This window comes from Nonomuraea typhae, from assembly GCF_009760925.1.
Classification (GTDB): Bacteria; Actinomycetota; Actinomycetes; order Streptosporangiales; family Streptosporangiaceae; genus Nonomuraea; species Nonomuraea typhae.
In genome coordinates this window covers 349,680-362,351 of the sequence record NZ_VRLV01000007.1, presented here as the reverse complement: position 1 = coordinate 362,351, position 12,672 = coordinate 349,680, and the positions used below count along the sequence as shown (strand labels likewise).

Annotated in this window: 12 protein-coding genes and 1 tRNA gene; 6 read left to right on the top strand and 7 right to left on the bottom strand. The window is 72.1% G+C overall.

Features of this window, described 5'->3' with window-relative positions:
• Positions 1–40: 40 nt before the first annotated feature.
• From bcp to FVE25_RS27605, 6 genes are all read left to right on the top strand, one after another.
• Positions 41–514: a thioredoxin-dependent thiol peroxidase gene (gene bcp, locus FVE25_RS27630; protein WP_157249985.1), complete on the top strand. Its 474-nt coding sequence runs from the start codon at positions 41–43 to the stop codon at positions 512–514.
• A gap of 99 nt (positions 515–613) precedes the next feature.
• Positions 614–697 (top strand) — tRNA-Leu (locus tag FVE25_RS27625).
• Positions 698–944: 247 nt separating this feature from the next.
• A complete protein-coding gene (locus FVE25_RS27620) occupies positions 945–2,123 on the top strand; it encodes a sensor histidine kinase (RefSeq protein WP_157249984.1) in 1,179 nt (392 codons plus the stop codon).
• A 3-nt stretch (positions 2,124–2,126) separates the two neighbouring features.
• A complete protein-coding gene (locus FVE25_RS27615; RefSeq protein WP_157249983.1) occupies positions 2,127–2,780 on the top strand; it encodes a response regulator transcription factor in 654 nt (217 codons plus the stop codon).
• 121 nt (positions 2,781–2,901) lie between these two features.
• The gene (locus FVE25_RS27610) at positions 2,902–3,654 is read left to right on the top strand and encodes an ABC transporter ATP-binding protein (protein ID WP_246267524.1); all 753 of its coding nucleotides are present in this window, start codon (positions 2,902–2,904) and stop codon (positions 3,652–3,654) included.
• A gap of 6 nt (positions 3,655–3,660) precedes the next feature.
• Positions 3,661–6,132, top strand: a complete 2,472-nt coding sequence (locus FVE25_RS27605; protein WP_157249982.1) for an ABC transporter permease — start codon at positions 3,661–3,663, stop codon at positions 6,130–6,132.
• Between the two features lies 1 nt (position 6,133).
• Here the strand turns inward: FVE25_RS27605 and FVE25_RS27600 are convergent, their stop codons facing one another.
• The 7 genes from FVE25_RS27600 to rph all read right to left on the bottom strand — a co-directional run bounded on the left by FVE25_RS27600 (position 6,134) and on the right by rph (position 12,671).
• The gene (locus tag FVE25_RS27600; protein WP_157249981.1) at positions 6,134–6,403 is read right to left on the bottom strand and encodes a hypothetical protein; all 270 of its coding nucleotides are present in this window, start codon (positions 6,401–6,403) and stop codon (positions 6,134–6,136) included.
• On the bottom strand, positions 6,400–7,158 hold the full coding sequence (locus tag FVE25_RS27595; protein ID WP_157249980.1) for a toxin glutamine deamidase domain-containing protein: 759 nt from the start codon (positions 7,156–7,158) through the stop codon (positions 6,400–6,402). Before FVE25_RS27595 ends, FVE25_RS27600 begins: the two co-directional genes overlap by 4 nt.
• Positions 7,159–7,231: 73 nt before the next feature.
• The gene (locus FVE25_RS27590) at positions 7,232–8,617 is read right to left on the bottom strand and encodes an arylsulfatase (RefSeq protein WP_157249979.1); all 1,386 of its coding nucleotides are present in this window, start codon (positions 8,615–8,617) and stop codon (positions 7,232–7,234) included.
• Positions 8,604–9,581, bottom strand: a complete 978-nt coding sequence (locus FVE25_RS27585; protein WP_181019732.1) for a LacI family DNA-binding transcriptional regulator — start codon at positions 9,579–9,581, stop codon at positions 8,604–8,606. Before FVE25_RS27585 ends, FVE25_RS27590 begins: the two co-directional genes overlap by 14 nt.
• 41 nt (positions 9,582–9,622) lie before the next feature.
• Positions 9,623–11,323 carry a molybdopterin-dependent oxidoreductase gene (locus tag FVE25_RS27580; protein WP_246267522.1) on the bottom strand — a complete coding sequence of 567 codons (1,701 nt, stop codon included), beginning with the start codon at positions 11,321–11,323 and terminating at the stop codon, positions 9,623–9,625.
• A 35-nt stretch (positions 11,324–11,358) separates the two neighbouring features.
• Positions 11,359–11,955, bottom strand: a complete 597-nt coding sequence (gene rdgB / locus FVE25_RS27575) for an RdgB/HAM1 family non-canonical purine NTP pyrophosphatase (RefSeq protein WP_157249977.1) — start codon at positions 11,953–11,955, stop codon at positions 11,359–11,361.
• Positions 11,952–12,671: a ribonuclease PH gene (rph, locus tag FVE25_RS27570; protein WP_157249976.1), complete on the bottom strand. Its 720-nt coding sequence runs from the start codon at positions 12,669–12,671 to the stop codon at positions 11,952–11,954. Before rph ends, rdgB begins: the two co-directional genes overlap by 4 nt.
• Position 12,672: the final 1 nt, after the last annotated feature.

The following is a 12,672-nucleotide window of genomic DNA, read 5'->3' as shown; positions in this document are numbered from 1 at the left end:
CACCGGACGGCACGCCGGGCAGGCCGGTAGGTTCGGGGTCATGACCGAATCCAAGCTGGCCGCTGGTGACGCCGCGCCCGAGTTCACCCTGCCCACCGCCGACGGCGGCACCGTCGCGCTCGACTCGCTCCGCGGCAAGCGGGTGATCCTCTACTTCTACCCCGCGGCGATGACGCCCGGGTGCACCAAGCAGGCGTGCGATTTCCGCGACAACCTGGGACAGCTGACCGCGGAGGGCTTCGTGGTGCTCGGCGTCTCCAAGGACAAGACCGACAAACTACTCAAGTTCGTGGAGCGTGACAGCCTGACGTTCCCCCTGCTGTCGGACCCGGAGCTGGCGGTCCACAAGGCTTACGGCGCTTATGGCACCAAGAAGCTGTACGGCAAGGAGGTGGTGGGCGTGATCCGCTCCACCTTCGTCATCGACGCCGACGGCAAGATCGAGCACGCCCTCTACAACGTGAAGGCCACGGGCCACGTGGCCGGCCTGAAGAAGAAACTCGGCCTCGCCTGACCCGCCCAGCGGGCCCGCCACGGGCCCGCAAATCGGTACGTCAGCAGGGCCGCGGACGGCTAGACTACCCATGGTCCCAGCACGATTGGGGCAATCTACGCGGGCGTGGCGAAATAGGCATACGCGGCAGGTTTAGGTCCTGTTGGTGGTGACACTGTGGGGGTTCGAGTCCCCCCGCCCGCACCTCGCCATCCGGGTCCAAAGGATCGGGCCGGGTGGCGCTTCCTCTTCGCCACCCGGCCCGACGTCGTGATCATGATCGACCATCACGATCTCCCTTTACCCGCCTCTGAAAGGCGCTCCCAAGGACAACCATGCCGCATGCGCGGTAAGGCCCGCGTTAAGAGTCGTTCATGTCAGACCTGGGTCGTACGCCGTGTTCCACCTCCAGTCGGACTGAGCGCGGGCGGGCGGTACGTATCGTGAGGATGTGTTCGGCAGGCTACGCACGTGGACTCAGCGCCACGACAAGGTCGTCGACGCCCTCTGGGTGTCGCCTCTGGTTCTTCTGTGCCTGCTGACGGCGGTGCCGTACAGCCAGATCAGTCCCGACTATCCGGACGGCTACCTCACGCTCAGCGGGTATCTGGTGTTGTCCGCGGTGCTGCTGGCGCCGTTGTTGTGGCGGAGTTCGCGGCCCGTGCCGATGTTCGCGGTGATCGCGCTGACCAGCTTCGTGCAGTGGCTGCTGGACGTCCCGGCGCTGCCGGCGAACCTGGCGGTGCTGATGGCGCTGTACTCCGTGGCCTATCGCGCGCGGTTCCCGTGGGCGCTGGCGGCGGGGCTGGTGGCGGAGCTGGGGATCTTCCTGGCCCTGGTGCACTGGTCCGATCCGTCGCTGGGGATGTTCACCACGGGCACCATTTTCGTGGCGACGATCTGGCTGACCGGCCTGTACGCCAACACGCGCCGCCGCTACCTCGAAGGGCTGGAGGAGCGGGCCGAACGGGCCGAACGGGAACGGGACCAGCAGGCCCGGATCGCGGCGGCGGCCGAGCGGGCGCGGATCGCGCGGGAGCTGCACGACGTCGTGGCGCACAACGTGAGCGTGATCGTGGTCCAGGCGGACGGCGCCGGGTACGCGATCGACAGCGATCCGGAGCAGGCGCGGCTGGCCGTACAGAACATCTCCAAGACGGGCCGCGAGGCGCTGGCGGAGATGCGCAGGCTGGTCGGCGTCCTGCGGCAGGACGACACCCCGGGCACCGACTACGGCCCGCAACCCGGGCTGAACCAGCTCGAGGACCTGGTCAAGGGCGCCGGGGTGCCGGCCGAGCTGACGATCTCGGGGGCGCCGGGCGAGCTGCCCGAGGGCCAGCAGCTGGCCGTCTACCGCATCGTGCAGGAGGCGCTGACCAACGCGCTCAAGCACGGCGGGCCCGCGGTCAGGGCGCTGGTCGAGCTGACGTACGGCGGCGCCGAACTGGTCGTCAAGGTCACCGACGACGGCCGCGGCGCGGCGGCGCCCGCCGGGGCGGGCGGTCACGGGCTGGTCGGGATGCGCGAGCGGGTCAGCATGTACGGCGGAGCCGTCACGGCCGCCCCGAGGCCGGGCGGCGGGTTCGAGGTGCTGGCCCGGCTGCCCATCCACACTCCGAAGGCGGCGTAGACGATGATCCGGGTGATGCTGGTGGACGACCAGCAGTTGCTGCGCACCGGTTTCAAGATGGTGTTGTCGGCCCAGCCGGACATCGAGGTGGTGGCGGAGGCGGGTGACGGCGCGCAGGCGCTGGAGGTGCTGAAGCACACCGAGGTGGACGTGGTGCTCATGGACGTGCGGATGCCGACCATGGACGGGGTGGAGGCGACGGCCCGGATCGAGGGGCCGAAGGTGCTGATCCTGACGACGTTCGACCTGGACGAGTACGCGTTCGCGGCGGTGAAGGCGGGGGCGGCGGGGTTCCTGCTGAAGGACGTGCCGCCGATGGATCTGGTGGCGGCGATCCGGCAGGTGCACGCCGGTGACGCGGCGATGGCGCCGAGCACGCTGAAGCGGATGCTGGAGCGGTTCGCCGCGCATCTGCCGTCGGGCGAGGTGGCGGCGGTGAAGGAGCTGACGCCGCGTGAGCACGAGGTGATGCTCATGGTGGCGCGGGGGTTGTCGAACCTGGAGATCGCGGCCCGGCTGGATGTGGCGGAGGCGACGGTCAAGACGCATCTGGGGCGGATTCTGGCCAAGCTGGGGCTGCGGGATCGGGCGCAGGTGGTCGTCTACGCGTACGAGGGAGGGATGATCGTCCCGTCCAACCATCGGCCGAATGGCTGATCCCGGTCATCTCCAGGGGCAGATGAAGTCCCTCCTCAAGGCTCATGGATCGCGAAATTTCCGCCCATAGCGTGGTGGACGTTCGCAGCAAGACGGCGAGATCCACGACCCAGGAGTGAACGTGACCATCACGGAGACACGGCGCCAGGCACCCCAATCGGTGGTGGCCAGAGCCCTGACCAAGGTGTACGGCCAGGGCGACGCCCAGGTGCACGCCCTGCGCGGCGTGGACGTGTCCTTCGCCACCGGGGCGTTCACCGCGATCATGGGGCCGTCCGGCTCGGGCAAGTCCACGCTGATGCACTGCCTGGCCGGTCTGGACAGCGCCACGAGCGGCAGCGTGCACATCGGCGACGTCGAGCTGACCGGCCTGAACGACAAGCAGCTCACGCTGCTGCGCCGGGAGCGGATCGGGTTCATCTTCCAGGCGTTCAACCTGCTGCCGACGCTGACCGCCGAGCAGAACATCCGGCTGCCGCTGGAGATCGCCGGGCGCCAGGCCGACCAGCCGCTGTTCGACCGGGTGATCGAGACCGTCGGGCTGCGGGACCGGCTCGGCCACAAGCCGACCGAGCTCTCCGGCGGCCAGCAGCAGCGGGTGGCGGTGGCCCGCGCGCTCATCAGCAAGCCGCAGGTGATCTTCGCCGACGAGCCGACCGGCAACCTCGACTCGCGCAGCGGCGCGGAGGTGCTGTCGTTCCTGCGCTCGAGCGTGCGCGAGCTGGGCCAGACGATCGTGATGGTCACCCACGACCCGGTGGCCGCCGCCTACGCCGACCGAGTGATCTTCCTGCGCGACGGCATGCTGGTCTCGGAGCTGGCCCAGCCGAGCCCGCAGTCGGTGCTCGACACCCTGATGAAGCTGGAAGGGTGAGGCGGGGTGGTGAAGACGGCCCTGGCCGGGCTGCGCGCGCACAAGCTGAGACTGCTGCTCACCTCGCTGGCGATCACGCTGGGCGTGGGGTTCATCGCGGGCACGTTCGTGCTGACCGACACCGTGGACGCGGGTTTCTCCCAGAAGGTCACCGCCGAGGCGGGCAAGGTCGCCGTGGCCGTGCTGCCGAAGGAACGCGACGGGCTGCTGCCGGCGAAGCTGCTGAGCCGGATCAAGGACGTGCCGGGCGTCAGGGACGCGCAGGGCCAGGTCCGCGCGCCCGCGCCGCTGCTCGGCAAGGACGGCAAGGCGGTGGGCAATCTGCCGACCACCGCCATCTCGATTCCGACCGGTGAGCTGGCCCGCACCACGATCGTGAGCGGCACCGGCCCCGGCAACGACGACCACGCGGCCGTGCTGGACAAGAACACCGCCAAGGCCCAGGGGCTCAAGGCCGGTGACACGATCACCGTGCTCGACCACCGGCAGGAGCGGCACGAGTTCAAGCTGGTCGGCATCACCGACCCCGGCCTGGACCAGGAGCTGTCCTACACCGGCACCGTCGGCTTCACGGCCGCGACGGCCACGCGGATGACCGCGGCCAAGGGCTTCACGGAGATCGACGTGGCCGGCGCCGACCCCGCCGCGCTGAAGAAGGCGGTGACCGCGGTCGCCGGTGGCGCGCTCGTCATGACCGGCCAGGAGCTGGCCGACGACCTGGCCAAGGCGGCGGGCGTCTCCACCGACATGATCACCGCGGGGCTGCTGTTGTTCGGCCTGATCGCGATGATGGTCGCGGCGCTGGTCATCTACAACACGTTCAACATCCTCATCGCCCAGCGCACCCGCGAGATGGCGTTGCTGCGCTGCATCGGCGCCACCCGCAAGCAGGTGTTCGGCTCGGTGCTGCTGGAGTCGGCGGTGGTCGGCGTGCTCTCGTCCGTGCTCGGCCTGGTGGCCGGCTACGGCCTGGGCGCGCTGGCGATGGCCGTGCTGAGGGCGGTGGACGCGCCGCTGCCGACGAACGCGGGCGTCACGCTGGCGCCGAAGACGATCGCCATCGGGTTCGCGGTCGGCATCCTGGTCACCGTCGGCGCCGCCCTGCTGCCGGCGCGCGGCGCCACCCGGGTCGCCCCGATCGCCGCGCTGCGCAGCCAGGTGGAGGAGCAGACGTTCCGCGCCGGTGTGCTGCACATGGTCGTCGCCGGGCTGTTCCTGCTGGCCGGCGCGGGCGTGACCGCGGCCGGGGTGATGATGACACCGGGCGAGATGATCTCGCTGGTCGTCGTCATGGCCGGGGGCGCGCTGACCTTCCTCGCGGTGCTGATCCTCGGCCCGGTCCTGGTCAAGCCGCTGAGCGCGCTGGTCGGGTGGATCCCGCGCAAGCTGTTCGGGGTGCCGGGCAGGCTGGCCGTGGACAACTCCGGCCGCAACCCGCGGCGCGCGGCCACCACCACGGTCGCGCTGACGATCGGGGTCACGCTGATGACGCTCATCTCGATCATCACCGCTTCCACGCGGGTGACGCTCGGTGCCAAGCTCGACGACCAGTTCCCCATCGACTACATGATCATGACGCAGACCCGGGAGCCCGCCATCCCGCGCGAGGTGGGCGAGAAGCTGCGCGCCCAGCCGGAGCTCGGCTCGGTCGTGAGCATCCGCGAGGGCCTCACCAAGGTCGGCGGCAAGGAAACCGACGTCGGCACCTGGACCGGCCCGCTCAAGCCGGTCGCCAAGACCGGCACGATGACCGGCTTCGGCCCGGGCATGGCGGCCGTGACCGACTACGCGGCCGAACGGCTCGGCGTGAAGGTCGGCGACTCGCTCACGGTCAAGGGCGAGCGGCAGAAGGTCGTGGCGATCCTCGACGGCGAGTCCACCCCGCTGCCGTCGGTGACGCTCCCGGAGGCCGCCTTCAACGCGGCGTTCGCCAGGGCCATGGACTCCCGCGTGATGATCAACATCAAGGACGGCGTCAGCCCCGACCAGGCCCGCAAGGTCGTCGAGGCGGCCACCGCGGCCTACCCGACGGTCCAGGTGCAGAGCTCGACCGAGGTACGCGGCCAGTTCGACGACGCGCTCGACATGGTCCTGATGATCATCACGGCGCTGCTGGGCCTGGCCATCCTCATCTCCCTGCTGGGCATCGCCAACACGTTGTCGCTGTCGGTCCACGAACGCACCAGGGAGTCGGCCCTGCTGCGCGCCCTGGGCCTGACCAGGCCGCAGCTGCGCAGGATGCTCTCGGTGGAGGCGCTGGTGCTCGGCCTCATCGGCGCCCTGGTCGGCGTGGTGCTCGGCCTCGTGTTCGGCTGGGCCGCGGTGATGGCCATGATCGACGACGCGGTCTACCAGGTGCCGATCGGGCAGGTCGCGCTGTTCGTGGCGCTGTCGGGCGTGGCGGGCGTGCTCGCCGCCGTCCTGCCCGCCCGCCGCGCCGCCCGCACCTCGATCGTCGGCTCGCTGGCCACCGGCTAGCTCATCGGGGCGTACGGCCCGGCCACTGCTCGGCGACCGTCTCGGGGTCGAGCAGTGGCCGGATCACCACCTCGCCGGTCGCCCGGTCCAGGACGATGCAGCCGCCGCCCGCCACCTCGGGCAACTCCGCCGGGTCGGCGGGCTCGGCCTCCTTGACCCAGGCCACGTACCCCTCATGGAAGGCGTGGATGCCGACCGGGACGGCGTCGGCGGCCGGCCGTACGCCGTTGAAGTACTCCTCGGCCACCGCGCGGGCCTGGTCCAGGTTCACCGGGGCAGCCCCCGCCGGTCGGCCATCACGCAGAAGACCCCGGTGACGGTGGTGTAGGGCGGTTCGACCGCCATGTGCCCGCGCTGGGCGTCCACCCAGATCACCTCGCCCGTCATGTTGACCGCGTTCCACGCGTGGGAGCCGCCGCCCGGCCAGCGCACGACGAGCACCGCCGCCGCCCCGTGACCGGCCTCGGCCAGCCGCCGGGCGATGAGCGGATAGGCCCGCCTGCCCTGCCCGGCGCATTCGAAGCGCTGCCCGACCCAGCGCTCCATCCGGGCCACGCCGCCCGCCTCCCCCGTGAGCAGGGGCCGTCCGATCCGGTCGTACTCCGGCAGCCTGGGCGCCGCGGCCGCGGGCTCGCCGTGCCAGGTGGACAGCACCGCCAGCGCGCAGTCGGCGGCGTTGCCGGCCCGGAACGGGTCGTCGGCCGCGCCCCCGCCGTTGATCAACCTGATCCACGTCCCGCGCGGATCGGGAAAACGGGTGCCGGGCGGCACGGCCCGGGCGAGGTCCTGCTCGATTTGCGGGTCCGGATGCGCCAGCCCGCCGGGCAGCCCGTACGGCCGGCACTCGGCCAGCGGCGGCGGCCGGTCGGGCCCGTCGAACCAGTCCTGCCCGTCGTCCGCCGGCCCCGGCGGGTCCGATTCGGCGGCGAGCTCGTAGTCACGCCAGCGCACACCGTCGGCGACCAGCGGGTTGTACGGCCCGTCGGGAAGGCTCCACCGGACGCCGGACTTTCGGTCGCGGAACACGTCCTGCCTCCTGTCATGCTCGACGACCGATGGTAGAGGCCCCGTCGCGCCGAGTCAGGAGGTTGGGCGATTCTCAGGCGGGCAGGACGGCGCTGACCGGACGTCCGATGACCAGATCGCCTCCCGCCACGAAGCCCTCCGGCCTGCCGCGCAGCCGCTCGGCCAGCTCGGCCCGCCACGGCTGGACGCCGGGCAGCTCGTGCCGCTCACCGGGATCCGCGGCCAGGTCGAACAGCTGCTCGCGGCCGTCGGAGCTGCGCCAGTGGTACTTCCAGCGCCCGTCCGTCAGCCAGTGCACGCTGCTGTCGCGCGTCAGCACGTGCTCGCCGTGCAGCACCGATCGCGCCGCTCCCGAGAGCACGTCACGGCCCTCCACGGAGGCGGGCACGGGCAGCCCGGCGGCGCCGAGCAGCGTCGGCATGACATCGCGCAGCTCCACGACCCGCTCGTCCACGCCGGGCGTGATCCCCGGCCCGCCCACGACGAACGGGATGTGCGCCGCGCCCTCGTAGCCGAGCGACTTGCGGAAGAGGTTGTGGTCGCCCATCAGCTCGCCGTGGTCGGAGGTGAACACCACGATCGTGTCGTCGGCCCCCGCCTCGGCCAGCACCTCGAGGATCCGGTTGACCTGCTGGTCGATGTGCGACATGTGCCCGTAGTAGCCGGCCCGTGCCCGCCGCAGCCGCTCCGGCGGCAGCTCCAGGTACGGCGAGGCCGGGTCGTACGGGGTGCCGGTGGCGCCCCACATCTCCCTGGCCCACTCCCCCACCGGAGGTGGCGGCATCTCGCGGCCGAGGTATTGCTCGAAGGCCCAGGCGGGCGGGTCGTACGGCGGATGCGGCCGGTGAAAGCTGGTGAACAGGAAGAACGGCCGGTTCCTGTCCCGGGTGCGCAGGAAGTCGACGGTGCGCTGGGTCACCCAGTTGGTCGGGTGCTGCCATTCGGGTTTGTCCCACGGCCTGGCCACGACGCTGTTGCAGTCGATCCCGTGCTCGGCGTAGTCGGCCTCGGCCCGCCCGCTGACCCGGCGCAGCCAGGGCACGTAGTCGTCCACCTCGCCCAGGTCGGCCGCGTGCCGGCGGGCGAAGTGGAGGTAGCCGTCGTGCAGTTCCACGCTGTCGAAGCCCAGGGGGTGGCGTTCGGGGTAGACGTGCATCTTGCCGATGGCGTGGGTGCGGTAGCCGTACCGGCTGAACTCGCCCGCGAGGGTGGTGCCGTACTCCCACGGGACGCCGTCGGCGTAGCCGACCCTGCGGTGGGTGGTGGCGCGCTGGCCGGTCATGAGTGAGGCGCGGGCGGGCACGCAGGTGGGGGTGGCGGAGTAGGCGCGGGTGAAGCGGCGTGCGCCGGAGGCCCAGCGGTCGATGAAGGGGGTCTCCACGACGGGGTGGCCGGCGATCGACAGGCAGTCGCCGCGCCACTGGTCGGTGAAGATCACCAGGATGTCAGGCTGTGCCACGGTGTACCAGGCTCCAGTTCTGGAACAGGACCCGGCCGGGTCCTGGGTGGGCGAGACGGTCGAAGAGCAGGCCGGCGGCGGGGGCGAGGTCCAGGTGGTCGGGTTCGACGAAGGTCACCTGCGTGGTGCGCTCGTGGACGCCGCCGACGGCCACGATGGCCACGTCGTCGGGGACGCGCAGGCCCAGGGAGCGCGCCGCCCAGTACGCGGCGACCCCGGCCGAGTCGCTCAGCGCGAAGATCGCGGTGGGCCGGTCGGGGCGGTCGAGGAGCGCGAGCGCGGCGTCGTGGCCGCGCTCCCACGAGTTGTGGGCGCAGGGCATGAGCCACGGCGCGGGCAGTTCCCCGAGAACGTTCTCGAACGCCTCGAACCGCACCGCCCGGTAGTCGCCCTCGCCCTCGTCCGGCCGGCGGCGCAGGCAGGCGATGCGCTCGTGCCCCGCGGCCACCAGGAACCGCACGGCCTCCTCGCAGGCTTCCCGCTCGTTGCTGCGCACGACGTCGAAGCCGTCGGGTTCGATGCCGTTGCCGAACACCAGCAGCGCCAGCCCCATCTCGACCAGCGGGGCGAGCCGCTCGGCGGCGAAGCCGCGATGGTGCCACAGGTCGATGGCGGCTCCGTCGGCCACGTGCCGGCGCAGGTAGCCCAGCCAGTCCCCCTGGACGAACATCGCCGTGGCGTACCCGTGCCGTTCCGCCACGGCGGCCACGTCCCGGGCCAGCGCGGCGGCGAAGGGCGAACCCGGCCAGCGCGGCACCACGTACACCTGCTCGGTCCGCCCCCGGCGCAGGCCACGGGCGGCGAAGCTGGGCGTGTAGCCGAGCTCGGCGACGGCCGCGAGCACGCGGTCGCGGGTCTCGGGCCGGGCCCGGCCGTCGTCGCGGCCGTTGAGCACGTAGGAGACGGTCGCCACCGAGACCCCGGCCCGGCGCGCGACGTCACGGACGGTCGGCTTGGCTGACACGCGACCCATTGTTAAACGTTTAACTCGGGCGCGTCAACGCCTCACGTGACGCGCACGGTCACCGTGTGCCACCCCGTCGCCCCGTCCGGCGCGGGCGGCGCCTTCCGCTCCGTCTGCGTACGGCCGGCCGCATCCGTGGCCCGCACCTCGATCGTGTGCTCGCCCGGCGCGGCCTCCCAGTCCAGCGCCCACTGCCGCCACGTGTCCGCGGTCGGCGCCTCGGCCAGCCGCGCCAGTTGCCAGGCGCCGCCGTCCACCCGCACCTCCACCGCGTCCACGCCCGTGTGCTGGGCCCACGCCACCCCCGCGATCGTGGTACGGCCGGCCGCCACCGAACCCCGCGGCAGGTCGATGCGCGACTGGGTCTTGATGGGCCCCTTGGCCGACCAGCCACGCGGCGTCCAGTACGCCTCGTCCCGGTCGAAGCGGGTCACCTTGATGTCCACCACCCACTTGGTCGCCGAGACGTAGCCATACAACCCCGGCACCACCTGCCGGACCGGGAAGCCGTGGGACAGCGGCAGCGGCTCGTCGTTCATGCCCACGGCCAGCAGGGCGTTCCTTCCGTCCATGACCACGTCCACCGGGGTGCCGCAGGTCCAGCCGTCGTCGGAGGTGGACAGCAGCATGTCGGCGTCCTTCTGGACACCGGCCTCGCGCAGCACGTCGGCCAGCGGCACGCCCAGCCAGCGGGCGGTGCCCGCCAAGGTGCCGCCGACCTCGTTGGAGACGCAGGTGAGGGTGATGTCGGCCTCGGTGAGGGGGCGGTTGAGCAGGTCGGCGTAGGTCAGCTCGACGGGCCGGTCGACCATGCCGTGGATGCGCAGGGTCCAGTCCTTGGGGTCGATCCTGGGCAGGATGAGGGCGGTGTGCACCTGGTAGAAGTCCCGGTTGTTCGTGACGAACGGGGTCAGGCCGTTGAGCCGCAGGTCCACGCCCCGCGGCAGCGGCGCCGCCGGGCGCGTGGCCAGGGGCAGGCTGAGCTCGCTCCTGGCCGCGTCCACCGCCTGCGACCCCGACCACGCCCGGCCCAGCGCCGCCGACGCCCCCGCGACCACCACCCCGCCGGCCGCGCCGATCAGCAGCCGCCGCCGGTCGAAGACCGGCTCCAGGGGATGCACGGTGGGCCACTCAGAAGGCCCGGGGGCCACGGAAGGCTCGGGGGCCTCGGAGGGTTCGGAAGCCCGAGGAGACCCGGAACCCCTGGGAGGCTCGGACGCCTGGGGAAGGTCAGACGCCTGGGGAGGCTCGGGAGACCCGGATGGCTCGGGCAGTCTGGCGGGCCCGGAAGCCGTGGCCGGTGTGCCGTAGGCCCGCCGTACCAGCCGGCCGAGCGCCCACGCGCCCACGGCGGCTCCCAGGACGGTCGGCAGGACGTCGGCCGGGCCCGCGTCGGGCCGGGTCATGACGGCCCACACCCCGATCGCGGCGAAGGCGGCCAGCCCCGCCTGGCCGTACCCGATCCTGCGGACGGCCAGCCGGCCGATGCCCGCGGCCGCCAGCGCGAGCAGCACCAGCACGCCCGCGATGAGGACGTTCTTGTCGTTCTCCCCGAACGTCGCGATGGCCCAGTCCTTGACCGGGGCGGGGCTCAGGTCCACCACCGCGTCGCCCACGGCGATCACCGGGGCGGCCTCCGGATGGATGACGGCGGCGACGAGCTGGGCGAGGCCGAGGGAGAGCGCCGCGGCCACGAGGCCCGCCAGCGCCCCGGCCCAGGCCGGAATCACACTTCTGCGCACCCCTCGACGCTACGCCGTCGAGGGGGTGGGAGATCTTACGCCCCGGTTACGAGGAGTTCGCGGACGATCGGGGCGAGGGCGCGGAAGGCGCGGCCCCGGTGGCTGATGGCGTCCTTCTCCTCGGGGGAGAGCTCGGCGGTGGTGCGGACGTCGCCGTCGGGCACGAAGATCGGGTCGTAGCCGAACCCCTGGGAGCCGCGGCGCACGCGGATGAGGCTGCCGGGCAGCGTGCCCCCGGCCACGCGCGTCTCTCCCGTGGGCAGCGCGAGGGCGGCGCAGCAGGCGAAGTACGCGGTCAGCAGGTGGTCGGGCACGTCGCCGACCTGGGCGAGCAGCAGGTCGATGTTGGCCTCGTCGGCGCCGTGCCGGCCGGACCAGCGGGCGGAGAAGACGCCGGGCATGCCGTTGAGGACGTCCACGCAGAGCCCGGAGTCGTCGGCGACCGCGGGCAGGCCGGAGGCCCTGGCCACGGCGACGGCCTTGAGCAGGGCGTTCTCCTCGAAGGTGACGCCGGTCTCGACGACGTCCTCGATCTCGGGGAACTCCTCCAGGCCGACGATGTCGAAGCCGTCGAGGATGCGGCGCAATTCGGCGATCTTGCCCGCGTTGCGGGTAGCCAAGATGATCTTCATGCGCCGAGCGCCTCCTGCTGGTGGAGCGTGAGCTCCTCGCACCCGGCGACGGCCAGGTCGAGGAGCTGGTTGAGCGCGCCGCGGTCGAACGGGGCGCCCTCGGCGGTGCCCTGCACCTCGACGAAGCTGCCGTCGCCGGTCATGACCACGTTCATGTCGGTCTCGGCGGCGACGTCCTCGGAGTAGCACAGGTCGAGCATCGGCACGGCGCCCACGACGCCCACCGACACGGCGGCGACCGAGCCCACCAGCGGGTCGCCCGAGCACATCCGGCGCTCGCGCATCCACGCCACGGCATCGGCCAGCGCGACGTAGGCGCCGGTGATCGCGGCGGTGCGGGTGCCACCGTCGGCCTGCAGCACGTCGCAGTCGATGAGGACGGAGTTCTCGCCCAGCGCCTTGTAGTCGACGCAGGCGCGCAGTGAGCGGCCGATCAGCCGGGAGATCTCGTGGGTGCGCCCGCCGATCTTGCCGCGGACCGACTCGCGGTCGTTGCGGGTGTTGGTGGCGCGCGGGAGCATGGCGTACTCGGCGGTGACCCAGCCCTGGCCGCTGCCGCGCCGCCAGCGGGGCACGCTGTCCTGGACGGAGGCGGCGCACAGGACCCTCGTGCCGCCGAACTCCACCAGCACGGAGCCTTCCGCGTGGGTGAGCCAGTTGCGGGTGATGGTGACCGGCCGGAGCTGGTCGGGAGTGCGGCCATCCTGTCGAGACATG

Coding starts and splice junctions, on each gene's coding strand:
- bcp (WP_157249985.1), top strand. CDS start 41: ATGACCGAATCCAAGCTGGCCGCTGGTGACGCCGCGCCCGAGTTCACC.
- FVE25_RS27615 (WP_157249983.1), top strand. CDS start 2,127: ATGATCCGGGTGATGCTGGTGGACGACCAGCAGTTGCTGCGCACCGGT.
- rdgB (WP_157249977.1), bottom strand. CDS start 11,955: ATGAAGATCATCTTGGCTACCCGCAACGCGGGCAAGATCGCCGAATTG.
- rph (WP_157249976.1), bottom strand. CDS start 12,671: ATGTCTCGACAGGATGGCCGCACTCCCGACCAGCTCCGGCCGGTCACC.